Annotated in this window: 17 protein-coding genes; 8 read left to right on the top strand and 9 right to left on the bottom strand. The window is 62.2% G+C overall.

Annotated elements, in window-relative coordinates; all coding sequences use genetic code 11:
- Window positions 1-136: 136 nt before the first annotated feature.
- From DWY51_RS07580 to DWY51_RS07560, 5 genes are all read left to right on the top strand, one after another.
- Window positions 137-1,009 carry a nitroreductase family protein gene (locus DWY51_RS07580; protein WP_117770410.1) on the top strand — a complete coding sequence of 291 codons (873 nt, stop codon included), beginning with the start codon at window positions 137-139 and terminating at the stop codon, window positions 1,007-1,009.
- A 159-nt stretch (window positions 1,010-1,168) separates the two neighbouring features.
- The gene (locus DWY51_RS07575; RefSeq protein ID WP_117770409.1) at window positions 1,169-3,196 is read left to right on the top strand and encodes a KUP/HAK/KT family potassium transporter; all 2,028 of its coding nucleotides are present in this window, start codon (window positions 1,169-1,171) and stop codon (window positions 3,194-3,196) included.
- Between the two features lie 61 nt (window positions 3,197-3,257).
- Window positions 3,258-3,452, top strand: a complete 195-nt coding sequence (locus tag DWY51_RS07570) for a hypothetical protein (protein ID WP_147333367.1) — start codon at window positions 3,258-3,260, stop codon at window positions 3,450-3,452.
- 111 nt (window positions 3,453-3,563) lie between these two features.
- On the top strand, window positions 3,564-5,189 hold the full coding sequence (locus DWY51_RS07565; protein WP_117770407.1) for an ATP-binding protein: 1,626 nt from the start codon (window positions 3,564-3,566) through the stop codon (window positions 5,187-5,189).
- A gap of 4 nt (window positions 5,190-5,193) precedes the next feature.
- Window positions 5,194-5,907 (top strand): response regulator, encoded by a 714-nt coding sequence (locus tag DWY51_RS07560; RefSeq protein WP_199586771.1) that lies wholly within the window; start codon window positions 5,194-5,196, stop codon window positions 5,905-5,907.
- A gap of 93 nt (window positions 5,908-6,000) precedes the next feature.
- Here the strand turns inward: DWY51_RS07560 and rlmKL are convergent, their stop codons facing one another.
- Window positions 6,001-8,568 carry a bifunctional 23S rRNA (guanine(2069)-N(7))-methyltransferase RlmK/23S rRNA (guanine(2445)-N(2))-methyltransferase RlmL gene (rlmKL, locus tag DWY51_RS07555; RefSeq protein WP_117770405.1) on the bottom strand — a complete coding sequence of 856 codons (2,568 nt, stop codon included), beginning with the start codon at window positions 8,566-8,568 and terminating at the stop codon, window positions 6,001-6,003.
- Between the two features lie 75 nt (window positions 8,569-8,643).
- Between rlmKL and DWY51_RS07550 the strand changes: the two genes are divergently transcribed.
- Both DWY51_RS07550 and DWY51_RS07545 read left to right on the top strand, forming a co-directional pair.
- Window positions 8,644-9,471: an HAD-IIB family hydrolase gene (locus DWY51_RS07550; RefSeq protein ID WP_158556927.1), complete on the top strand. Its 828-nt coding sequence runs from the start codon at window positions 8,644-8,646 to the stop codon at window positions 9,469-9,471.
- Window positions 9,472-9,664: 193 nt separating this feature from the next.
- Window positions 9,665-10,369 carry a transaldolase gene (locus DWY51_RS07545; RefSeq protein ID WP_233504658.1) on the top strand — a complete coding sequence of 235 codons (705 nt, stop codon included), beginning with the start codon at window positions 9,665-9,667 and terminating at the stop codon, window positions 10,367-10,369.
- Between the two features lie 226 nt (window positions 10,370-10,595).
- Here the strand turns inward: DWY51_RS07545 and DWY51_RS07540 are convergent, their stop codons facing one another.
- The 4 genes from DWY51_RS07540 to DWY51_RS07525 form a co-directional block, all read right to left on the bottom strand.
- Window positions 10,596-12,743 carry a Tex family protein gene (locus DWY51_RS07540; RefSeq protein WP_117770402.1) on the bottom strand — a complete coding sequence of 716 codons (2,148 nt, stop codon included), beginning with the start codon at window positions 12,741-12,743 and terminating at the stop codon, window positions 10,596-10,598.
- A 412-nt stretch (window positions 12,744-13,155) separates the two neighbouring features.
- Window positions 13,156-14,196, bottom strand: a complete 1,041-nt coding sequence (locus tag DWY51_RS07535; RefSeq protein ID WP_117770401.1) for a Gfo/Idh/MocA family protein — start codon at window positions 14,194-14,196, stop codon at window positions 13,156-13,158.
- Window positions 14,197-14,265: 69 nt separating this feature from the next.
- A complete protein-coding gene (locus DWY51_RS07530; protein ID WP_117770400.1) occupies window positions 14,266-15,522 on the bottom strand; it encodes an MFS transporter in 1,257 nt (418 codons plus the stop codon).
- Between the two features lie 66 nt (window positions 15,523-15,588).
- A complete protein-coding gene (locus DWY51_RS07525; protein WP_117770399.1) occupies window positions 15,589-16,470 on the bottom strand; it encodes an SDR family NAD(P)-dependent oxidoreductase in 882 nt (293 codons plus the stop codon).
- A gap of 232 nt (window positions 16,471-16,702) precedes the next feature.
- On the opposite strand from DWY51_RS07525, the gene DWY51_RS07520 reads away from it, so the two are divergent.
- Window positions 16,703-17,581: a LysR family transcriptional regulator gene (locus tag DWY51_RS07520; protein WP_117770398.1), complete on the top strand. Its 879-nt coding sequence runs from the start codon at window positions 16,703-16,705 to the stop codon at window positions 17,579-17,581.
- Between the two features lie 43 nt (window positions 17,582-17,624).
- On the opposite strand, the gene DWY51_RS07515 is transcribed toward DWY51_RS07520, so the two are convergent.
- From DWY51_RS07515 to DWY51_RS07495, 4 genes are all read right to left on the bottom strand, one after another.
- Window positions 17,625-18,716, bottom strand: a complete 1,092-nt coding sequence (locus tag DWY51_RS07515) for a GGDEF domain-containing protein (protein WP_199411394.1) — start codon at window positions 18,714-18,716, stop codon at window positions 17,625-17,627.
- Window positions 18,717-19,249: 533 nt separating this feature from the next.
- A complete protein-coding gene (locus DWY51_RS07505; RefSeq protein WP_117770396.1) occupies window positions 19,250-21,169 on the bottom strand; it encodes an ABC transporter ATP-binding protein in 1,920 nt (639 codons plus the stop codon).
- Window positions 21,162-22,976, bottom strand: coding sequence for an ABC transporter ATP-binding protein (locus DWY51_RS07500; RefSeq protein ID WP_117770395.1), 1,815 nt, complete (start codon window positions 22,974-22,976; stop codon window positions 21,162-21,164). Before DWY51_RS07500 ends, DWY51_RS07505 begins: the two co-directional genes overlap by 8 nt.
- The gene (locus DWY51_RS07495; protein ID WP_117770394.1) at window positions 22,969-23,475 is read right to left on the bottom strand and encodes a MarR family winged helix-turn-helix transcriptional regulator; all 507 of its coding nucleotides are present in this window, start codon (window positions 23,473-23,475) and stop codon (window positions 22,969-22,971) included. The genes DWY51_RS07500 and DWY51_RS07495 overlap by 8 nt, the downstream gene beginning before the upstream one ends.
- Window positions 23,476-23,617 lie beyond the last annotated feature (142 nt).

Below are 23,617 nucleotides of genomic sequence, written 5' to 3'. Positions count from 1 at the left end.
TGGCTGCGCACAACAACCAGCCATATTAACGCGCGCGTGTGGCGGTGTGACGCAATGTAGTGGCGACCTGCGCGATAATGGACGGGAATTACACGGAAACGTAAAGGCTTCTTAAAGAAATGGCGAGGGTAGGGCGATGAGCGAGCAGGTTTGCGAGGCGGACATGGGCGGCGACGGAGCTGCGGGCGTGGATACGTACGGCTATCCGGTCGAGACTACGGGCAACGCGGTACTGGACATTTTGGAGCACCGCTCGTCCACGCGCGCTTTTGCGCGCGATGACGACGGCCGTCCCGTGGCGGTGACCGACGAGCAGCGAGCGGCGATTTTGCATGCGGCGAGTCGCGCGCCGTCGGCAGGCGCTATGATGATGTATTCCATCGTGAGCATTCGCGAGCAGGCTACGCTGGACCGTCTGGCCGACCTGTGCGATCACCAGCCCATGATCGCCAAGGCGCCCTGGGCACTCATATTTGTGGTCGATTATGCCAAGTGGATCGATCTGTTTGAGCACGCGGGTTGCTTTGAGCCCGAGTTTGTCGAGCGCACGGGCAAGGCGCCCCGTCGTGCACCGGGTCTGGGTGACTTTGCCATCGCGGCGCAGGACGCCGTGATCGCCGCGCAAAACGCCGTGGTTGCCGCCGAATCTCTGGGGCTGGGGAGCTGCTATATCGGCGATATCGTCGAGAACGCCGAGGAAGTTGCCGCACTGCTGGACTTGCCTGCCTATACCATGCCGCTGTCGATGCTCATCATCGGCACGCCCCGTAAGGAGCGCCCGGCAATCGCGCATCCCGTGGTGAACCTGGTGCACGAGGAGCGTTATTGTCGCGCCGACGCCGCGACGATGGATGCGCAGGTGGCCGAGATGGATGCGATGTTTCGCCCGCACGCCCGCGAGGTGGGCGACCGCGTCATCGACATCTACACCCGTAAGCACACGAGCCCCTTTATGGCCGAGATGAGCCGCTCTATGGAGTGGTGGTTCAAAAACTGGCTCGGAAAATGACGAATGTGACAAAGGGGGCGTCCCTTTGTCACATTCCATATCGCCGCGGTGGCCTAAAGGCCGCATAAATGTTTATCTAGCTGGGAAAACGGTGCCATTAAAATATGGGCTGATTACATATAATCCCGTCGAACGTTAAAATTGGGAGGAAACCGGCTTATGGAACAAAAGGCCAAGGAGGCAGCTTCGCACGCTGCGATTCCTGTGAGCATCTCGGCGATGCTCGTCACGCTGGGCGTGGTGTACGGCGATATCGGCACCAGCCCTATGTATGTAACTAAGGCGCTCGTTGCCGGCAACGGCGGCATCGGAAGCGTGACGGAGGAGTTCGTGCTCGGCGCGCTCTCCCTTGTCGTGTGGACGGTCACGCTGCTGACGACCGTCAAGTACGTGCTGATCTCGCTGCGCGCCGACAACCACGGCGAGGGCGGCATCTTTGCCCTGTACAGCCTGGTCAAGCGCTGCGGCAAGTGGCTCATCATCCCCGCCATGCTGGGCGGCGCGGCGCTCCTCGCCGACGGCATCCTGACGCCTGCCGTTACCGTCACCACGGCCATCGAGGGCCTGCGCACCATCCCGGCGGTCCATGCCGTGCTCGGTGACGACCAGGGTCGTGTCGTCGCCATCACGCTTGCCATCATCATCGCGCTCTTCTTGGTGCAGCGCATCGGCACGGCCAAGATCGGTCACGCCTTCGGCCCCATCATGACGCTGTGGTTTTTGTTCCTGGGCGGCACGGGCCTGTTCTTTGTCTGCCAGTATCCCGCGGTGCTGCTATGCCTCAACCCGTTGCGTGGCATCGCTTTTCTGCTGAGCCCCAACAACCATGCGGGCATCATGATTTTGGGCAGCTGCTTCCTCGCTACCACCGGTGCCGAGGCGCTCTATTCCGACATGGGCCATGTGGGCCGCGGCAACATCTATGCCACCTGGCCGTTCGTTAAGTGCTGCCTGCTGCTGTCCTACATGGGCCAGGGCGCGTGGCTTATCAACAACGCCGGCAACCCGGAGCTCATGGGTATCGCCGACCTCAACCCCTTCTACCAGATGCTCGCCCCGGGTCTGCGCCCCTTTGCCGTCGGCCTTTCCACCGTCGCGGCCATCATTGCCTCGCAGGCGCTCATCACCGGCGCATTCTCGCTGGTGTCCGAGGCCAGCCGCCTGGACCTCATGCCGCATATGCAGGTCTTCTATCCTGCCGAGACCAAGGGCCAGCTCTACATCCCCATGGTCAACAACGTCATGCTCGTGGGCTGCGTCGTCGTGGTGCTGCTGTTCCAGAACTCGGCGCACATGGAGGCCGCGTACGGCCTGGCCATTACCCTGACCATGATGTGCACGACAATGCTGCTCTTCTTCTATCTGCACGTGGAGCGCAATCTCAAGGTCGCGCCGTGGATCTTTGCCGCCTTCTTCCTTTTGCTCGAGGGTTTCTTCTTTGTGAGCTCGCTCACCAAGTTCTTCCACGGCGGCTACTTCACCATCCTCATGGCTGCACTCATCATGGGCATTATGGTGTGCTGGTACAACGGCACGGCGGTCGAGCAACGTCAGTTTACGCTGCTGCCGCTGCGCAGCTATCTGCCGCAGCTCAAACGCCTGCGCGACGACGATCGCTACGAGCTCATGAGCGACAACATCGTGTACCTGACCAAGGACACCAACACCGACTATATCGACCGCGATATCGTCTACTCGATTTTGGATAAGCACCCCAAGCGCGCTCGCGCCTGGTGGTTCGTGAATGTCGAGACCATGGAGGAGCCGCATACCTTTGCCTACTCGGTCGAGACGTTCGGCACCGACTACGTATTCCGCGTGCATCTGTACCTGGGCTATAAGATCAACCAGCGCGTCAATGCTTACCTGCGCCAGGTTGTTCAGGACCTGGCTGCCAGCGGCGAGCTGCCGGCGCAGACGCATGACTACTCGGTCTACAAGGACCCGGGCAACATCGGTACGTTTAAGTTCGTCATGATCCGCAAGCTGCTGGCGCCCGAAAGCGACGTGGAGCCCAGCGAGCGTACGGCCATCACGCTCAAGTACATCATCCGCCGCGCCGCCGGCACGCCTGCGCGCTGGTACGGCCTGGAGAACTCCAACGTGAGCTTTGAGTACGTGCCGCTGTTCACCAAGTTTAAGGCCGTGAGCAAGATGCAGCGCCTGGCTCCCGACGAGCGTCCGTAGGCGCCGACAGGTTGCACGGAGTTGGTTTTCGATGGACAAGCATGAGGCCGGGGAGGTAAACATGGATACAAAGGCGCTCGATGGCCATGAGGCGGTGGTCGAAATGGTGCGTGAGGCGCGCGTCGACGCCGCCGAAGATCGGTTCTTTACGAATCGTGCCAACATGGATATGGCCGATCGCGTAATTTCGATCGTGGCACTGGTATTTGGAGCGGTGTGCGTGTGTGCCCTGCTCGCGCACGTGCTGTTTGTCTAGCGACCGCCGGTTGCAAAGGCTATACACTTGGAACCACCACAAGGGAAACCACCACAAAGGTGCCTGTCCCTTTGTGGTGGTTTTTGTTTTTGAGAGAGGGGCGGGGTGCTGATGGACGTCCGTGCGGACGGCGATATTGCCGAGAACTTTTGGTGGCGGCGCACGACGCTGACGCGCCGCAGCCCTCTGTATGACGTCTGCGTGTCGGCGGGGCTGCTGGTCGCGGCGACGATTGTGGGCGCGTTGCTCGACCATCCTGGTCTCGCGCCGAGCATCATGATCGTTTATGTGTTCGCCGTGCAGCTGTGCGCATTCTTTACCTGGAGCCGCCTGTATTGCCTGCTGAGTTCGGCTGCCGCCGTGGCGCTCTACAACTTCCTGTTTGTCGACCCGCGCTACTCGCTGTCGTTTATCGACCGCGTCTATCCCGGCATGTTCTTCATTATGTTTGCGGTCTCGCTCGTGTCGAGCTCGATTGCGTTGGCCCTGCGCCGCGCCTTGGCGCAGGCCGCCGCCAGCGACCGCCGCACGCAGATGGTGCTCGAGACCAACCGCATGCTGCAGCGCTGCGCCGATCAGCAGCAGATTGTCCATGCTATGGCAACGCAGCTGGCGCGTCTTTCGGGCTGTCCTGTCGTGTGGTACAGCGCCGACGCCGAGGGCGATGACCTGCTGCCGCGTGCGACATACACGGCCGTGGGCGATGTCGCGCCGGTGCATGAACTGGCGCCGCAGATGCCGCCGCGGCTCTCGGCGTCCGCCTATGTGGGAACGCCGCTCGATGCCACCTACGGCGGCTCGGCGTTCTACGGCATCTACCTGACCGTGCGCTCGGGCGACACCATGGTGCGCGCGGGCGATCCTGCCTCGGTGGTGGGCGTGCTGGCTATCGTTGCCGAGCCCGACGTGCTGACGCACGAGGAGCGGACACTTGCCGATGCCATCGTGAGCGAAGGCGAGCTGGCACTCGATCGCGCCCGCGCCATGGAGGCCCGCGAGGAGGCGGCGGTGCTCGCCAAAAACGAGCAGCTGCGCGCCAATCTGCTGCGCTCCATCTCGCACGATCTGCGCACGCCGCTTACCAGTATTTCGGGTAATGCCGACGTGCTGCTCGATCAGGGTTCGACCGGCACCGCGGTGCTCGATGCCCAGACGCGCCGCGGCCTGCTGCTATCCATTCGCTCGGATGCGCTGTGGCTCAACGCCACCGTCGAGAACCTGCTCGCCATCACCAAACTCGAGGGCGGCGGCATGCATCTGTCGACCACGCTCGAGCTTATGGACGATATCGTCGAGGAGGCGCTGCGCCATGTAAATCCGGCCGTGCGCGAGCACGACCTCAAGGTGGTGGCGAGCGATGAGCCGGCGCTCGTCAATGTCGATGCGCGCCTGATGGTGCAGCTGGTGGTAAACCTGGTGAACAATGCCATTACCTACACGCCCGCAGGCTCGCATATCGTGATCTCGATTGACGCCGGCGATGGACGCGTGGCGTGCTCGGTGGCCGATGACGGCCCGGGCATTGCTCCCGAGGACCGCGAGCGTATCTTTGAGTCGTTCTACACCGCCAACCATGGTTTGGCCGATAGCCGGCGCAGTGTGGGCCTGGGGCTTTCGCTTTGCCGCTCCATTGCGCTGGCGCATGGCGGTAGCATAGGGGTTGCCGCGGCGGACCCGCACGGCTCGGTCTTTACGATTGAGCTTCCCGTCGCCGATGTTTCGTTTGATAAGGAGTAGCACCGTGCCGAACTCTGCCGTGAAACCGCTCATCTTGGTCGTTGAGGACGATCCAGCCGTTCGCAACCTCATCGTTGCCGCGCTCGAGGCGCACGGCTTGCGCCATATGGCCGTGGAGACCGCCCATGCCGCCATCGCCGCCGCCTCGTCGCAGGCGCCGAGCATTGTGCTGCTCGATCTGGGCCTGCCCGATATGGACGGCGTCAAGGTGGTGGAGTCGGTGCGCGCGTGGTCGGGCATGCCGATCATCGTGGTCTCGGCGCGCAGCGAGGACGCGGACAAGATCCGAGCGCTCGATGCCGGTGCCGACGACTACCTGACCAAGCCGTTTTCGGTCGAGGAACTGCTTGCGCGCATCCGCACCACGCTCAGGCGCCTTTCGTATGCGCAAACGGGCGGCGTTGCCTCCGAGGGCTCGTTTAATACCGGTGAGCTGCATATCGATTTTGATGCTGGCATCGCCATGATGGATGGCGAGGAGCTGCATCTGACGCCGATCGAGTACAAGCTCTTGTGCCTGCTGGCACACAACGCCGACAAGGTGCTGACGCACCAATTTATCCTGCACGAGATTTGGGGTACGGCGACCAAGAGCGACCTGGCGAGCCTGCGTGTCTTTATGGGTACGCTGCGCAAGAAAATCGAGTCCGACCCCGCGCATCCGCGTTATATCCAGACGCACGTGGGTATCGGCTACCGGCTGGTTACCCAGGGATAGACGGCGTCCGCCATCCCACTACGAGTTGCGGTGGAATAGTTCCCGTTTTGGCCTTTGATGAGGCCGTCTGGGAACTATTCCACCGCATTTTTGCTATTTGCCCTTGGGCTTGCTGGCGTAGAACTTCTTCTTTTTGGGCTTACCTGCACCGGCGGGTTTGCCGTCGCCGTGTGGTCCGCGGTCGCCGGCCTGCGCGTGCGCGGGTGCTGCTGCGCGAGGCTTGCGGGCCTCGGGGTTGCGTAGTTCCTCGACGCGCTCGGCAATTTCCTCGGCGCTAAAGCCGACTTCGGCCATGGCGTCCTCGATGGGCAGGCGGCGCACGATGTAGCAGTGGTGCACCTTCTGGTTGCGCGCGAAGTCCTCGGGGATGGTCTGCGCCGTAATGTCCTCCAGCACCACGCCCGCGCGGGCGAGCTTGCGCGTTTCGGGGCGGAAGCCGCGCAGGTTGCAGCTAAAGATGGCATGGCCGCCCTGCGCGAGCAGGCGCGATACGCCAGCCAAAAGCTCAACATGGTCGCGCTGGACATCCCAGGTGCGGCGGCCCATCTTGGAGGAGTTCGAGAACGTGGGCGGGTCGACAAAGATCAGGTCCCAGCGGTTGCGCGTCTGGCGCTGGTCGCGAATCCAGGCGAGCACGTCGTCGCGCACAAAATGATGCTGAGGCCCCACAAAGCCGTTCTGGCGCATGTTGCGCTCGGCCCAGTCCAGATAGGTATTGGAGAGGTCGACCGTCACGGTTTCCTCGACGCCGCCATCGGCCGCGTAGCAGGTGGCAGTGCCGGTGTAGGCAAACAGATTGAGGAAGCGGCGCGCCTGCTTGGCGTGCTCGCGCACCAGGTTGCGGGTGACGCGGTGGTCCAAGAAGATGCCGACGTCCAGGTAGTCGTCAAAGTTGACGGCAAAGGTGAGGCCGCCCTCTTCGATGAGCGGCAGGCGACGACGCGCGATATTGGCGCGCTCGCCCGATGCGCCCTTGCCGGCGCCCTGCTTGCCGTACTGCGAGCCGCCGCGCGAACGCATGCGGGCCTTGGCGTGCACATGCTCGGCGGGAACATCTAGGATGCGCGGCGCGATGGCCAGAATGTCGAGCATACGGGCCTGGGCCAGTGCGGGGTCGATGGTCTTGGGCGCGGCGTATTCGGCGATGACGAGCCAGCGACCCGGCGTCTGCGGGCAGCCCTCGTACAGATCGATGGCGGCGGAGTAATCGGGCAGGTCGGCATCGTAGACGCGGTAGCAGCTCACGCCCTCGCGCTTGGCCCACTTGCGGCGCAGGCGTGCGTTCTTGCGCAGGCGGTTGGCGAACTGCTCGGACTCGGGGATGAGCACGGGCAGCGGCTTGCCGTCGCCCAAGTCGAGCGTGGCGGTAGGTTCGGGCATGGAGGAAGCGGTGGCTTCGTCGTTGGCTTCGTTGGCATCCGCAACCTCGGCCTCGGCATCTGCACTGGTCGCAGCCTCAAACGCTGCGGCGGCGTGGTCGAGCGAAGGCCAAACCTCAATAGCCGCCTCCTCGTTATTGGGCATGACGGCGATGGAGCGCGCGGGCTCGGCATGGAGCGCGCGGGCCATAAGGCCATCGCGGGTGAGTGCGGCGACCGGTGCCGAAGCGAGCTCGGGCGCGCGGCGCAGCTCGCCGACCAGCGTCATGGCGTCGTGCATGAGCGAAAGCGGGGTCTCGGTGGTGTCTGCGACCACGGCGGCACCGGCGACGGCGCCCGCATGGTCCAGCACGGTGGCGGGCTTGGCGGCACAAAAGTCGACGAAACGCTTGTAGCCAGCGCTCTTGACCATGCGCTCGGCGGTCTTGCGGGCGGCGGGGTCGATGTCTACGGCCACGATGCGTGCCTGGCGCTCGCGTGCTGCCGCCTCGCGTTCGCGCGCCTCGGCAAGCAGCTGCTCCCACAGAGCGGCGTCGTGCAGCTGCCAGCCCTCGAAGCCCCAGCGCTCGCGTGTGGCGCCCGGGGCGCGGTCGGACAGAATGTTCACGGCTTCCAGCAACAGGCCGCCGCCGGCGCACGAGGCATCGATCAGCGTGGGCAGGGCTTCGTTCTCGTAATCATCGGCCGTCAGCTCGCGCTCGCACAGTGCGGTCCAGCCGACCTGCGCCAGCACCAGGGCGGCGTAGTCGGGGCGCAACACGTGCGCACCCTCGCCGGCACGGGTCGCCGCGGGCGGCAGGCGCTTGAACAGCGGGTCGCCCGAAAGGTCCAGGCTTATGCTCGCGCGGCGCTGGCGCAGCGAAAGCAGTAGGTGAACATCGGGGTCGGCGGCATCGACGTCGGCGCGACGGCCCGTGGTCTCGGCCAGACGGTCGCACAGCGCGTCCTTGGCGCGCAGGGCCGAGAAGCGCGTGTTGCGCAGCTGCTCGGTCACGCCGCGGGCGGTGATGGCGATGGTGGCGCCGGGGCGGATGATGGTCTCCCAGGCGATGTCGTAAACGCTGTCGTACAGTTCATCGGCATCCTGCGCCTCAAAGCGCCCGAGTACCACGAACACACGGCTCGCCAGGCGCGACCACAGACAGGCGCGGTAGCCTTCTTCGAGCTCGCCCTCAAATGTAGCGCGGCCCTTCAGCCGGCGAACATGCGAAAGCCCGAGGCGTTTAAGCTCATCGGCGAGTGCGGACTCAAAGCCCTCGGGGCAGCTTGCGTAAAATTCCATGGGTGACCTCTCTGGTTGCGTCGCTCCATTATATGATGGATGCTTCGTTTACTCTCGCCCCCGAAAGGAACCCATATGATTGATGCGTGCCCCGATTCCGCCGTGCTCTTTTTTGACGTGGACGGCACGCTGACGTCGTTCGATCCCGACAACATGACCGACAAGGACTTTTCGGCGGTTCGCCCCTCGCAGGCGGTCGTTGAGGCGTTTCATCGTCTGCGCGACGCGGGACACCAGGCATTTATCTGCACGGGTCGTCCCTTGTGGCTGATTGCCGATGGCCTGCGCGCGCTGAACCCGGCGGGTGTCGTTGCCATGGCGGGAGCGACGCTCGAGGTCGAGGGCCGCGTGGTGCATGAGGACTGCTTTGACGAGGACGTTATCGAGGAGCTTGCGCGCCGTATGGCCGCGGCAGGGATTGAGGCCTTTTTCGAGACCAACGTGGCTACTTTTGCCCTGGAACCCGCGGGTGTTGAGCAGTCGTCTCTGATCGGCACTTCTGTGGTGCACAGCACCGAGGAAATGCGCGTCGACGGCCGTCTGCGCGTGGGCAAGGTGTGCATCGTCGCGAGCTACCTGGCTCGCGTAGCCAACGATGACGGCTTTATCGATCGCGAGTTTGAGCCGTGCAACACCGGTGGTCAGAATCGCGAGCTGAGCCCCAAGGGCATTGACAAGGGCGTGGGCGTGGCGCGAGCGCTGGAATACCTGGGTCGCACCGGCAACGCGCGCACCTTTGGCTTTGGCGATTCCGGCAACGATCTGGGTATGCTCGCCGCTGTCGAGACGGCCGTGGCCATGGGCAACGCCATGCCCGAGGTCAAGGCGCTCGCCGACTACGTGACTGATGATGTCGCACACGACGGCACCGTCACAGCGATGCAGCATTTCGGCCTCATCTAATGAATCCCGCGTTCTGACGTTTGCTCAAACTGCGACTCTTTGTTTTTGCATGCTCAATCGATTTATCAATCCAAACGCTGAGGTGTTTATACCGTTCGCCGAGAAGATAAAAAACCGCAGTTCACGCCTTGATAAACGTAGGTAAAGTGTTTAGCAGTTTATCGGCCGTATGCTAACGAAAGGAATCAGGCAGATGGCAATCAAGGTGTTCGCTGACGGTGCAAACCTCGAGGGCATGCTCGACATGTACGAGAACGGCAACGTTCAGGGTTTCACGACCAACCCGTCCCTTATGAAGAAGGGCGGCGTGACGGATTACCGCGCGTTTGCCAAGGAGGTCCTGGCCCATATCACCGATGTGTCCGTCTCGTTTGAGGTCTTTGCCGACGACGTCGAGACCATGGAGGTCGAGGCGCGCGAGATCGCTACCTGGGCCGAGAACGTCTACGTCAAGATTCCGTGCGTGACCACCGAGGGCGAGTCCACCGCCGAGCTGGTGCGCAAGCTTTCGGCCGACGGCATCAAGGTCAACGTCACCACCATCTTTACGCCTACGCAGGTCGATGAGATGGTCGAGGCCGTTGACGCCGAGACGCCGTCCATCATCTCGCTCTTTGCCGGCCGCATCGCCGACACCGGCGTCGACCCCATTCCGTTTATGACGGAGTCGGTCAAGAAGGCCGCCGCCAAGCCCAACTGTGAGGTCCTGTGGGCGTCCACGCGCGAGCTCATCAACATTTACCAGGCCGAGGCCTGCGGTTGCCAGATTATCACGGTACCCAACAGCATCCTGGCCAAGCGCAAGAACATCGGTCGCGACCCGTACGAGGTCTCGCTCGACACCGTCCGCGGCTTTGCCAAGGATATCGCCTCGCTCGGCTTTCATATTCTGCCGTAAGCAAGGGTACCCCCTGTAGCGACGTGCAAAATCGCGAGTATTCAGCAAGGTAAAGGTCTTTATCAGTTAACCGAAGCATGGAACGGCCCCCGTTTTGGCTCTGACGACGCTAAAACGGGGCTGTTTTTTTGCTTTTTCGTCTCTGTGGGGCGTTCGGAACGGCGGAATTTGCAGAATACTCGCGATTTTGCACGTCGCGAGAGGGGGGACCCTTGCTTTAAACAGTTTACTTTCCCTGCACCATGGTGAGGGAGATCTTCTTGCGGTCGCGATCGACCTTTTCGACCCACACCTTGACCGTGTCGCCGACGCGCACCACGTCGCTGGGGTGCTTGACAAAGCGGTTGGCCAGCTTGGAGATATGTACGAGGCCGTCCTGGTGCACTCCCACGTCGACGAAGGCGCCAAAGTCCACAACGTTGCGCACCGTGCCCTTGAGTTCCATGCCGGGCTCCAGGTCGTCGATGGAAAGCGCCGAGCGGCTAAAGACCACCTCGGGTGCGTCGTCGCGCGGGTCGCGACCGGGCTTCTTGAGCTCGTTGACGATGTCGATGAGCGTGAGGGTGCCGCAGTCTAGGTCGCTTGCCAGCGTCGAGATACTGCCCAGACGGCGCTCGATGTCGGGTACGCCGCCGCGGCTGAGCTCGCTGGCTTTAACGCCGGCGCGTTCCAAGACGGATGTGGCCACTTCGTAGCTCTCGGGGTGGACGCTTGTCGCGTCGAGCGGGTTCTTGCCGCCGCTAATGCGCAGGAAGCCCGCGGCGTTGAGATATGCCTTGGGGCCCAGCTTGGGGACCTTCTTGAGCTGGCGGCGATCGGTAAAGGCGCCGTTTTCCTCGCGGTAGGCCACGATGTTTTTGGCCACGCTCGGCGTGATGCCCGATACATATCCCAGCAGGCTTGCGCTCGCGGTGTTCACGTCGACGCCCACGCGGTTGACGACGTCTTCCACCACGTGGCCCAGAGTGCGCGAGAGCTCGGCCTGATCAAGGTCGTGTTGGTACTGGCCAACGCCGATGGACTGGGGCGGAATCTTGACGAGCTCTGCCAGCGGGTCTTGCAGGCGACGGCCCAGGCTCATGGCGCCACGCACGGTGACGTCCAGGTCGGGATATTCCTGGCTGGCGAGCTCGGAGGCGGAGTACACCGACGCGCCGGCTTCGTTAACGATGGTGTAGCGAAGGCTGGGCGCCTGCTCGGCGATGAACTCCGAGACGACTTCCTCGGTCTCGCGGCTGGCGGTGCCGTTGCCGATGACGATGGTGTTGACGCCGTCCTTCTTGACGAGGCGAGCGAGCTCGCGCTTGGTGCCGGCGACGTCATGGCGCGGCTTGGTGGGGTAGACCACGCCGTGGTCGAGCAGCTTGCCGGTCTCGTCCATGACGGCGACCTTGCAGCCGGTGCGGTAGCCTGGATCGAGCGCGAGCACGCGGGCGCCGCGCACGGGGCGCGCCGAGAGCAGGCCCTCGAGATTCTTGGCAAAGACGTTGATGGCCTCGGTCTGGGCGCGAACGGTGAGCTTGGCGCGGGCCTCGCGCTCCAGCGAGGGGGCCATGAGGCGCTTGTAACCGTCGGCGATGGCGGCGTCAAAGACGGGCGCGAAGACGCCCTGGCGTCGGGGCCAACGGCTGCCGAGGCGTGCCGTGGCGGCGGCGCCGTCGACGTTCACGCGCACGCGGAGCTTGCCCTCGCGCTCACCGCGGTCGATAGCCAGCACACGGTGGTTGGGGATGCGGCGCAGCGGCTCATCATAGCTGTAGTACGGCTCGTAGGGAGTCTTCTCGGCGGGGTCGGTCGCCTCGACGACGATATCGGCGGTGTTTTGCGTAAAGGCGCGCAGGTCGGCGACGTTCTCGGGGTCCTCGGCCACCGTCTCGGCCACGATGTCCGCCGCGCCGGCGAGCGCCTTTTCGGGCGTGTCGAAGCCGGCCTCCTCGTTGACGTATGCCGCGGCAGCGTCGAGTGCGCTGCCCTTGGCCGAGGCCTGCATGATGATCATGTTGGCAAGCGGCTTCAGGCCGGCCTCGCGGGCCTTCTGCGCGCGGGTCATGCGCTTTTTGCGGTAGGGCTTGTAGAGGTCCTCGACACGCTGGAGCTGCGTGGCCTCGCGAATCTGCTGCTCGAGTTCGGGCGTGAGTTTGCCCTGGGCGTCGATGAGCAGAATGACGTCCTCTTTGCGCTGCTCAAGATTGCGCAGGTAAGACAGGCGCTCGTCGAGTGCGCGCAGGGCGACGTCGTCCATGCCGCCCGTGGCTTCTTTGCGGTAGCGCGAGATAAAGGGGATGGTGTTGCCCTCGTCGATGAGCTTGACGGCTGCCTCGATGTTGGCGGCCTTAAGGTTGAGCTCGCGGGCGAGCTGGGCGATAAGATCCATGGGACTCCTTGCGTTTAAGGTGCGTTTGCAGCACAGGGCTACCAAGGATACCACCCGTCCCAAAAGGCTGTTTTGGAGCCGCGCCACGAAAACGACCCATCTACTACGTTTGAACCGCATGGGTCGACCGTGCCTGGTTTTACCGGAAATCGGCAAGCCGTCTACCTGCGGCTTTTATTTCGCAAAATTCGGCATGGTTGAGGGTAGTCGGTTAAACGTAGTAGATAGGCGCATTTCGTGGCGAACGAACCAAGTCGAGGTGCAAAATAGCCCCTGCCCCAGAAAAATCGTCGGCAAGGTAGCAAAATGCCCTGCGGGCAGGAGGCTGCTCGCAGGGCAAAGAAGAGGGGCTTGTTGGTGGCGGACCGAAGGGACTCGGCATGGGGTTTCTGCCGCGGTCGCTCTTAAGGCATTACAGCTCGACGAGCTGGCCGGTCTCGGCGGCCTCCTTGATAGCGTTAAGCAGCGTGAGCGTCTTAACGTTATCGGCGGGGGTCACGACGGGCTCGACCTCGCGGCGGACAACCTTCACAAAGTGCTTGAGCTGCATCTTGTGCGGCAGTGCCGGGTCGACGGCCGGAATCTCCATCTGCAGCGGCTTGTGCCAGTTAGAGGCGCCGTCGTAGGAGAACTGGTGCAGGCGGGGCAGCGACAGGGCGCCCAGGGTTCCGCCGATAAAGTAGGCGTCGGCGTCGAAGGGGCGGTACTGCGGATCCTCGCGAGCGGTTGCCTCCCAGTTCCAGGGGCTGGCGGTGGCGTCGGAGATGGTCATGCTCGCGAGCGCGCCGTCGGCAAAACGGACGTTGACCACGGCGGAGTCCTCGGTCTCAAAACCGCGGGCGGCGCTGGACTGCATACCCTGGACGGCAACGGGCTCGCCCAGCAGGTAGCGGAGCAGGTCGACGTCGTGCACCAGGTTGACCAGGATCGGGCCGGCGCCCTTCTTGCGGCGCCACTCGACATCGAAATACTCGTCGTTCTTATAGATCATGTAGTGGAAGCTCGACACGGTGAGCTTGCCCAGTTCGCCGGACTCGATGATCTCCTTGGCCTTGTTGACGAAGGGGTTGTGGCGACGGTGCTGACCCACGAGCACGGGCACGCCGGCGGTCTCGGCCTCGGCGGCGAAGGCCTGAGCATCCTCAAGGTCGTTGGAGATCGGCTTTTCGACCAGCGGCACGATGTTGCGCTTTACAGCCTCGCGAGCAACGCCCAGGTGCAGGTCGTTGGGGGTAGCGATAATGACGGCCTCGGGCTTGATCTCGTCCATCATCTGGGCGGGATCGGTGTAAAACGGCACGCCGGCGGCCTCGGCCGTGGCGCGGGCGCCCTCAAAGGCGTCGGCGATGGCGACGAGCTCGGCCTCGGGCTCCTCGGTGACAAAGCGGATGTGGTTGCGGCCCATGGCGCCGGCGCCGATAACGGCAATGCGGACGGGGTTGAGCTCAGACATTTCGACTCCTTAATACTGGTGACCGGTGGGATGCGACAAAGGGGCTGTCCCTTTGTCGCATCGGTAAAACTAGGCAGACTTCTTCTTGCTGTCGGAGACCATCATGTAGACGGTGAGCACGACGGCGATGGCGGCGATCACAATGGCGCCGTAGAAGGACTGCTGGTAGGCGGCGCTGCCGGCCTCGGCGTGATACAGCACGGCAGTGATGGGCTGGCTGATCCAGGTGGAAGCGGCATAACCCAAAAACATGATGCCGTAGTTGACGCCGATGTTGCTGGTACCGAAGGCGCCGCCGGTGAGCGGCGGGTAGATGACGAGCAGGGCGCCAAAGCTAAAGCCAAGCAGGGCGAGCGCCACAAAGAACATGGCCTGCGTAAAGCTCATCGACATGATGACGAGCGCGACGATGGTGACGACAAGGCTGATGAGCAGCGACTTATAGGCGCCGAGCTTGTCGATGATCTGGCCAAAGGACAGACGGCCGACCAGGTTGGCGCAGGTGTTGACGGAGACCACCACACCGCCGAGGGCGACGGCCGCGGCGCTCGTGGGGTCGGCGAAGAGCTGGACGGCGGCGATGGAGGCAACCTTGCCCACGAGCAGGGTGCCCGCGGTGGCGGCAAAGGCGAAGGTGACGATGAGAACCCAGAAGCGCGGGGTCTTGACCATCTCGCCCGGGGTGAGGTCGCCGAAGGTGCCGGCATGCGCGCCGCCCTTGGGGGCCTCGAAGCCCTCGGGCAGCCAGCCGGCCTCGGGGGCCTTCAGGAACAGGGCGGAGGCGGCGATCGTCACAAAGAAGATGACGCCGAGTGCCTTGAGGGCGCCAAAGATGCCCAGGCTTGGGATGAGCAACGAGGCGAGCACCGGGGACAGCACGGCGGGGCCGGCGGTCGAAGCGGCCAGGGTGATGCCGGAGGCAAGGCCCTTTTTGTCGATGAACCACTTTTGACCGGTGGTGAGTGCCGGGTTGTAGCCCAGGCCGTTGCCGATGGCGGCGACGAGCGAGAACCACAGGTAGAACTGCCACGGCTCGGTGACGGTGCCGGACATAAACCAGCCCAGGCCGTAGCACACAGCGGCGGCGATCACGACGTTGCGCGGGCCGATCTTATCGGAGATGCGGCCGGCGAAGATGCCCGTCACGGCCATGATGGTCTGAAAGACCGGGAAAGCCCAGGTAAGGGCGCTCGACCACTCGGGGTAGACGGCGAGCAGGTTCTTGCTCACGACGGAATACAGCGCGATGGAGCTGATAAAGAACATGGTGACGCACGCGGCGGAAAGCACGACGGCGCGACCCTTGTTGGAGTTGGTGGAAGCCATTGGACTCTTTCTAATCGATACGGGGGAGGAGCGGGCGTGTCCGCGGGACCTCCCTGTCAGGTTGGTTTACTGGTCAGTCGGCTTGGCGACGCCGGACTCATCGGACCAGAGCTCGACACCCTTGTTCTTAAGGTAGTTGTCGGCATAGGCGCGACGGCCGCCGGGCTTGGCGGTGAGGTCGCCCATCATGTTGGAGAAGCCGCCGTCGACCTTGATAGCGTCGCCGGTGGTAAAGTCCGAGCGCGTGGACGCCAGGAACATGACGGCGTTGGCAATATCGCTGACCTCGCCGATGCGGCGCGTGGCGATCAGGCGGCTGCGGCTCTTTTCGACCTCGGGATCGGCGTAGAAGTTGGCCGACATCGGGGTCTTAACGAAGCAGGGCTCGACGCAGTTGGAGCGGACGCCGTAGGGGCCCCACTCGGCGGCGAGCATCTTGGACATCATGTTGACGCCGGCCTTGGTGGAGCTGTACACGCCCGAGAACGTCTCGGGGGAGTGGCTGGCAACGGTCGAGATGTGCACCAGGCGACCCTGGCCGGCCTTGATCATCTCGCGACCAAAGCGCTGCGAGGTGATGAAGTAACCAGTGAGGTTGACGTTGAGCACCTGCTCCCAGTCGCTCAGCGGCAGGTCCTCCATGGCGGCGAAGCGCAGGATGCCGGCGGTGTTGACGAGGACGTCGACACGGCCGAAGTCGGCGATGGTGGCGTCGACGGCGGCCTGAACCTCGGCCTCGTCGGTGGCGTTCATCTTGTAGCCCTCGGCGTGGATGCCAAACTCGGCGGCGAGGTCGGCGGCTGCGGCCTTGACCTTCTCTTCGTCCAGGTCGAGCAGGACGACGTTGGCGCCGTTGCGGGCGAACTCGCGGCAAATCTCGACGCCCATACCGCCGAGTGCGCCGGTCACGGCGCAGACATCGCCCTCGAGCTTAAGCCAATTGCTCATAGGAACTTCCCTTCTTGTGCCTCCCGGTGAGTCGCTCCCATTAACCGACCCACGTGGTTTTCGCAGGTTATCGTATGCTTTGCATTTGCGCAGGTGAATTGCATATTTGTTAGAATGGCGTTAACCGTAGGTTTATAGCTCGCAAGACGATGTGTCCCTAATTTAGTGTGTGACCTGCCAAAACGACCCCCTTGGCAGTTCATTGCCATACGTCTGGAAACAGGAGATTGACGTGTACGATCGACGACTTGAGGCCATATCGGCCGCCGCGGAGCTGGGAAGCTTCTCGCGTGCGGCGGCAAAATTGCGCGTGTCGACCCCGGCGCTCGTCAAACAGGTGTCGGGATTCGAGGCCGAGTTCGGCATCACGTTGTTCGAGCGCTCGCATTCTGGTGTTAAGGTGACGCCGGCAGGTGCTCTGCTGGTGGACGATGCACGTTCGATCATGCGGCAGTCCGAGGACGCGCTGCGCCGTGCCCGACGCGCGGCAGGCGATGGCGGGGCCGTGCGCCTGGGCGTGTCGATGATGTGCCCGGGGCGCCAAACGCTGTCGATGTGGTCGGACATCCACGATCTGGAACCATCGCTGCGATTTGAGATCGTGCCGGTAAGCGACCTCTATGACGAGCGCGAATCCGTCATGCGCAGCTTGGGCCGCGAGGTGGATGTAGTGCAGTCGAGTTTTTCTACTCCACGCTGGGGCGACGCCTGCCAAAAGCTTCGCATCGTTAACGTGCCGTTTTATATCGACCTGCCGCGCACGAGCCCGCTGGCGCGCAAGACGCGCATCACAGTTGCCGACTTAGAGGGTATGCGCCTGCGCGTGCTCCGTCACGGCAACGACGCTATGGACAGTCTGCGTATCGATCTGTTGGCCGACGGCGGCGTAGACGTGATCGACGTGGACAGCTTTGACTTTGCGCTCTTTAACGAGGCAGAGGAAAAGGGCGACGCGGTGCTCACCTGCGGCGCATGGTCGGGGGTGCACCCGGCCTTTGTGGGCGTGCCGTTCCTGTGCGGGCGAGAGGTGCCGGTCTTTTTGCACTATCCGCTCGAGCCCACCCTCCAAGTACAAAAATTCGTCAACGCCATGGCCCAACTCCTCAAGTAGCCAAAAGAGTCCCGTCCCAAATTAGCTACCCTTTGCTACGGGTTTAGCGGTCCTCGCGTTGCGGCCCGGCTGCCTCGGCTGTCTTTACGCGGTTCTTATCGACGTACATGTTCTTGTCGGCCTGGGAAAAGAGCTCGCGCATCGTAGGCGGTTCATCAAAATCACTGGAAAGCGCATAGCCCACCGCATAGCTGATAGGCATGTCGGGGTGAGCCTCGGAATACTCGTTCACGTTCGCACGAACCCGAGCGAGACAGGACTCCACGGCAGCCCGATCGGCATCCCACAGCACCGCGATAAACTCATCGCCGCCGTCGCGGCCCACAAAGCACGTCTCGGACGCCACACTTCCCAGTTGCCGGGCAAAAGAACGGATGTATTCGTCGCCCTTCTCGTGGCCGAAGCTGTTATTGACCGTATGCAGATTGTTAAGGTCGAAGACGCACACCGCAACGGGCGCCTCCGCGGAGACAGGCTGCTCCTGCCCCAAGACCTCCTCGCACTTGTTCTTGTTGGGCAGTCCCGTGGCTTCGTCGAGATAGACTTTGCTCTGCAGTTCGCGATTGAGCGCGGCAGTTCGCACCGCGCGAACAAGTTCGACCGCAAAGGTCGCCACCAAGCCCATGATGTCGATGATCACCAGGCCCTCGAGATAGTTGAGTGCCGACGCCTTCTCCTGAGAGTAGTCCTCTGCGAGTCGCGTAGCATCGTCGCAAATGCCAAAGAACTCCTCGCTCATGGAGATGATGTCGGTGTTCTCATAGCCGACTTCGCGCACGCGGATGATCTCGGTGCAAAGCTCATCAAAATAATTTGCAAACTCGGTCATTTTTGCCTGATACTCATCGTCGTCGAGACGGACGAGGTTGAGGTCGTCACTTCCGTAACGCAAACCGTTGATGTATGAATCCACGGCTTTAAGCAGGTCATCTTGAGGCTGGCCCGCGTCCTCGAGCTTAACGATTCGCTGCGTGGTACCGCGCACCAGACCGGCGTAGTTGACCACACGCGCCGTGCCCTGGATATCGGAGACGAGCAGCATAACATTGATGAAGAAGAAGATGAGAACTGCCGTGAGCACCATCATGAGCAGGCGCACCGCCTGGCCGGCCTTCTTGGCGACAGAAGTATTCACAAGTTCACTCCCCTAAATGACAAAAGAACAGGTAGCACGCAGTGTGCTGAAATTCATGGGTGGTTAACTCTACCATATGGGCCAGCAGCCTCAAACTGCAGCAGACGCTCGTCCAAATTGGCGTGACGCTTGCCTTGTTGTTCTTGACCTGGCCGCGCTATCGGACATGCTTCTGGTCTTGGATCACCATGGGAAAGCTCATCCCGTTTTGTGCGTCTAGAGTGGGATGCGGTTTCCCAAAGGTGCCGTTAGGGGAAACCACATCCCGGTTTATGCCCTTGAAATGGGATGTCGTTTCCCGGAGGGGGCCCAGCGGGAAACGGCATCCCATTCTGGGCCCGAAAAGTGGGATACGGTTTCCGGCCGGCATGAAAAAAGCCTCCGCAGCTCGTGTGGCTGCGGAGGCTTTATTCGTTGCGGTGCATTGTGTTTGGGTCGTTGAGATGAGTCGATTTGCCCCGAAAGAGGAGGGCATTGATCTTAGGGTCATGCCCGACGAATGAGCGGCAAATCGGCCATCTCGGCGAGCCGAACTACTCCAGCTCAAACGCTCCGGTATAGAGCTGGTAGTAATACCCGCGCTTGGCAATCAGCTCGTCGTGGTTGCCGCGCTCGATGATGCGGCCGTGGTCCAGACAGATGATCGCGTCGGAGTTGCGCACGGTGGACAGGCGGTGCGCGATGACAAACGTCGTGCGGCCTTCCATGAGCTTGTCCATGCCGGCCTGCACGATAGCCTCGGTGCGGGTGTCGATGGAGCTCGTGGCCTCGTCCAGAATCATCGCCGGCGGATCGGCGACGGCGGCGCGTGCGATCGAAATCAGCTGGCGCTGGCCCTGCGACAGCTGTGCGCCGTTGCCGGTGAGCATGGTGTCGTAGCCGTCGGGCAGGCGGGTGATAAAGTCGTCCGCGCCCGCGAGCTTAGCCGCCTTGATGCACTCCTCGTCGGTGGCATCCAGATTGCCGTAGCGGATGTTATCCATCACGGTGCCGGTGAACAGGTTCACGTCCTGCAGCACCACGCCCAGCGAGCGGCGCAGATCTGCCTTGCGGATCTTGTTGACGTTGATGCCGTCGTAGCGGATCTTGCCGTCGGCGATGTCATAGAAGCGGTTAATGAGGTTGGTGATGGTCGTCTTGCCGGCACCGGTGGCGCCGACAAACGCGACCTTCTGGCCCGGCTTGGCAAACACAGACACGCCGTGCAGCACCTCGTGGTCGGGCGTGTAGCCAAAGTCGACGTTGTCCATGACCAGGTCGCCGCGCAGCGGCACGTACTCGATCTCGCCGGTTGCGCGGTGCGGATGTTTCCACGCCCACATGCCGGTGTGGTGGTCGGCCTCCTCGAGCTGCCAGGTGTCGGGGTTCACCTGAGCGTTGACGAGCGTCACATAGCCTTCGTCGGCTTCGGGCTCCTCGTCGATGAGCTCAAAGATACGGTCGGCGCCGGCGAGGCCCATGACCACGGCGTTGATCTGCTGCGAGATCTGGCCGATCTGTCCGCAGAACTGCTTGGTCATGTTGAGGAACGGCACCACGACGGCGATGGACAGCGCCATGCCCGAGATGCTCAGGTTGGGCACGCCCAGCGCCAGGAAAATGCCGCCTGCCAGTGCGACCAGCACGTAGAGCAGGTTTCCCAGGTTCATAAGGATGGGCATGAGGATGTTGGCGTACATGTTGGCCTTCTGCGAGACCTCGAAGAGCTTTTCGTTGCGCTCGTCAAAATCGGCCTCGGCGGCAGACTCGTGGCAGAATGCCTTGACGACCTTCTGACCGTTCATGACTTCCTCGATATGGCCCTCGACAACGCCGAGCTCGGTCTGCTGCGCAATAAAGAAGCGCGCGGAGTTGGAGCCGAGCAGCTTGGTCATAAAGGTCATAAAGGCGACGCCTGCCACAATGACCAGGCACATCCAAACGCTGTAGTACAGCATGATAAAGAACACCGTGACGATGACGATGGTCGTCATGAGCAGGTTGGGCAGCGACTGGCTGATCATCTGGCGCAGCGTGTCGATGTCGTTGGTGTAGTGGCTCATGATGTCGCCGCGCTGGTGCGTGTCGAAGTAGCGAATCGGCAGGTCCTGCATGCGGTTGAACATCTTCTCGCGAAGCTTCTCGAGCGAGCCCTGCGTGACGATGGCCATGGCGCGGTTCCAGAACAGCGAGGACAGGATGCCGACGCCGTAGATGCAGGCGAGGGTGGTCACGAGCTGTGCGATCTTGGGCTGTGCAGCTTCCCAATCGCCCGACTGCCACGATTCGCTAATAATCTGCAGGGCGCTCTGAAGGAAGGTCGCGCCGATGGAGTTGATGATGGCGCAGAGCACCACGCCGACGACGACGAGGGGCAAAAGCACGGGGTAGAAGCCAAAGAGCGTCTTGATGAGGCGCGACATGGTGCCGCCCTTGCGGTTGAGCGCGCGCTCGGCGGTCGTTGCCTTACTCATGTGCCTCGCCTCCTTCCTGGGTCTGAGCTTGTGCTGCAGATGCCTCGGTGTCGGCCTCGACGGCCCCTTCGCCCTCGGCAGACATCTTGTTCTGCGAGGTAAAGGTCTCGCGGTAGATCTCGCTCGTCTTGAGCAGCTCATCGTGGTTGCCGATCTGCGCGATGCGGCCGCCCTCCATGACGATGATGCGGTCTGCATCCTGCACGGAGCTAATGCGCTGGGCGATGATGAGCTTGGTCGTGTTGGGCAGATAGCTTGCCAGCCCTGCGCGAATCTTGGCGTCGGTCTTGGTGTCGACGGCGCTCGTGGAGTCGTCCAGGATCAAGATCTTGGGGCGACGCAGCAGGGCACGCGCAATGCACAGGCGCTGCTTCTGACCGCCGGAAACATTGGAGCCGCCCTGTTCGATCCAGGTGTCATAGCCCTTGGGGAAGCCGTCGACAAACTCGTCGGCGCAGGCCAGATGCGCGGCCTCGCGGACCTCTTCGTCGGTGGCGTTCGGGTCGCCCCAACGCAGGTTCTCGGCAATCGTGCCGCTAAACAGCACGTTTTTCTGCAGCACCATGGCCACCTGGTGGCGCAGGGCGTCCAAGTCGTAGTCGCGTACATCCACGCCGCCCACGCGCACGGTACCCTCGGTGGCGTCGTACAGGCGGGCGATGAGGTTTACGAGCGTGGACTTGGCCGAGCCGGTGCCGCCGATGATGCCGATGGTCTCGCCGCTCTTAATGTGCAGGTCGATATTGTCGAGCGCCTGGCGCTTCGCATGCGCGGAATACTTAAAGCTCACGTGGTCAAAGTCGATGGAGCCATCGGCGACCTCGAGCACGGGCTCGGCGGGATCGGCGATCGTGGGCTCGGCGGCCAGCACCTCGGTGATGCGGTGCGCCGATTCGTCGGCCATGGTCACCATGACAAAGATCATCGATAGCTGCATCAGGCTCATGAGGATTTGGAAGCCATAGGTAAAGATCGAGGAGAGCTGGCCCACGTCGAACAACGTGCCCTGGCTCGTGATGATGAGCTTGGAGCCCAGGTAGATGATGACGACGAACGCGCCGTTGACGCAGATGTTCATCATGGGGTTGTTAAAGGCCAGCAGCTTCTCGGCGCGGGTGAAGTCCATTTGGACGTCGCGTGCGGCGGTCGCGAACTTCTCCTTCTCAAAGTCTTCGCGCACATAGCTCTTGACCACGCGCATGCCGGTGACGTTTTCCTCGACGGACTCGTTAAGGGCGTCGTACTTGTGGAACACGCGCGAGAAGATGGGACGCACCTTAAAGATGATAAAGAACAGCCCAAAGCCCAGCAGCGGAATGATGACCAGGTAGACCATGGCGACGCTGCCGCCCATGATAAATGCCATGGTAAAGGCGAAGATCAATACCAGCGGCGCGCGCACGGCGATACGGATGATCATCATAAAGGCCTGCTGCACGTTGTTGATATCGGTGGTCAGGCGCGTGACGAGCGAGGAGCTCGAGAACTCATCGATGTTGGCAAAGCTGAACGTCTGGATCTTGTAGAACAGGTCGTGACGCAGGTTCTTAGCGAAGCCGCAACTCGCATGGCTGCAGGTGACGCCGGCAGCGGCGCCAAAAGCAAGCGACGTCAGCGCGATGAGCACCAAAAAGCCCGCGGTGGGAAGCATCTCGGCTACGGTGGTGCCATCTTTGATGGCGTCGATCAGGTTGGCGGTGATAAATGGAATCAGCATCTCGCAGAGCACCTCGCCAAGCACGAGCAACGGCGTGGCAACGGTGACTTTTATATAGTCGCGGATGCTGCCCATGAGGGTTTTAATCATCCAGTTCCTCCCAGGTTACACGGATTTTCTCGAGCATTTCGGCGAGCTGCTCGCGCTCGTCGTGGGTGAGGGCACCAAAGGCCTGCTCTCTAAAGCGAATGCGGGCTGCCTGGTCGATGCGGGCGTTTTCCCGGCCGGTTTCGGTCAGGCGAATGGTGAGCTGCCGTCGATCCTTGGGGTTACGGCTGCGCTCGATGAGGCCGTTGAGCTCGAGCTTGGACAGGATCTCGGAAAGCGACCCCGGCTTGAGGTCAAAGTGCATGCCGAGTTCTTGCTGCGACATCTCGCCGCCGGGTTGCTTGGCCAGCAGGCAGATGATGGGCGCCTTGCCGGACACGCCTCCGCCATGAAAATGCATGTAATGGCCGCAAAAGCCCAGGCCATTGAGGATGCGTTTGGCAAGCTTGTCTTCTGAGCTAACCGCTTCGGGTGCATCCGCCGGCTGTGACGGGTCGCCGCCGGGCTCGTGCGAACAAAGGTTAAGAGGTTCATCGCACATGAATTAGTTTTGCTCCTTTCTTTAGTTAGGTAGTGGAATTGTTTTGTGCCTAACCAATCTAGGAGCATGAGAAATGAATGTCAAGGTACCAAACTAGTGGTTACGCGGTTTTACCAAACCGCGTAGCTGCTCGACGCTGCAA

The sequence above is a fragment of the Collinsella sp. AF25-2LB genome (genome assembly GCF_003458415.1).
In the GTDB taxonomy this organism is placed as follows: Bacteria; Actinomycetota; Coriobacteriia; order Coriobacteriales; family Coriobacteriaceae; genus Collinsella.
This window is presented reverse-complemented; position numbering and strand designations above follow the sequence as displayed.

Coding starts and splice junctions, on each gene's coding strand:
- DWY51_RS07580 (WP_117770410.1), top strand. CDS start 137: ATGAGCGAGCAGGTTTGCGAGGCGGACATGGGCGGCGACGGAGCTGCG.
- DWY51_RS07575 (WP_117770409.1), top strand. CDS start 1,169: ATGGAACAAAAGGCCAAGGAGGCAGCTTCGCACGCTGCGATTCCTGTG.
- DWY51_RS07570 (WP_147333367.1), top strand. CDS start 3,258: ATGGATACAAAGGCGCTCGATGGCCATGAGGCGGTGGTCGAAATGGTG.
- DWY51_RS07565 (WP_117770407.1), top strand. CDS start 3,564: ATGGACGTCCGTGCGGACGGCGATATTGCCGAGAACTTTTGGTGGCGG.
- rlmKL (WP_117770405.1), bottom strand. CDS start 8,568: ATGGAATTTTACGCAAGCTGCCCCGAGGGCTTTGAGTCCGCACTCGCC.
- DWY51_RS07550 (WP_158556927.1), top strand. CDS start 8,644: ATGATTGATGCGTGCCCCGATTCCGCCGTGCTCTTTTTTGACGTGGAC.
- DWY51_RS07545 (WP_233504658.1), top strand. CDS start 9,665: ATGGCAATCAAGGTGTTCGCTGACGGTGCAAACCTCGAGGGCATGCTC.
- DWY51_RS07540 (WP_117770402.1), bottom strand. CDS start 12,743: ATGGATCTTATCGCCCAGCTCGCCCGCGAGCTCAACCTTAAGGCCGCC.
- DWY51_RS07535 (WP_117770401.1), bottom strand. CDS start 14,196: ATGTCTGAGCTCAACCCCGTCCGCATTGCCGTTATCGGCGCCGGCGCC.
- DWY51_RS07530 (WP_117770400.1), bottom strand. CDS start 15,522: ATGGCTTCCACCAACTCCAACAAGGGTCGCGCCGTCGTGCTTTCCGCC.
- DWY51_RS07525 (WP_117770399.1), bottom strand. CDS start 16,470: ATGAGCAATTGGCTTAAGCTCGAGGGCGATGTCTGCGCCGTGACCGGC.
- DWY51_RS07505 (WP_117770396.1), bottom strand. CDS start 21,169: ATGAGTAAGGCAACGACCGCCGAGCGCGCGCTCAACCGCAAGGGCGGC.
- DWY51_RS07500 (WP_117770395.1), bottom strand. CDS start 22,976: ATGATTAAAACCCTCATGGGCAGCATCCGCGACTATATAAAAGTCACC.
- DWY51_RS07495 (WP_117770394.1), bottom strand. CDS start 23,475: ATGTGCGATGAACCTCTTAACCTTTGTTCGCACGAGCCCGGCGGCGAC.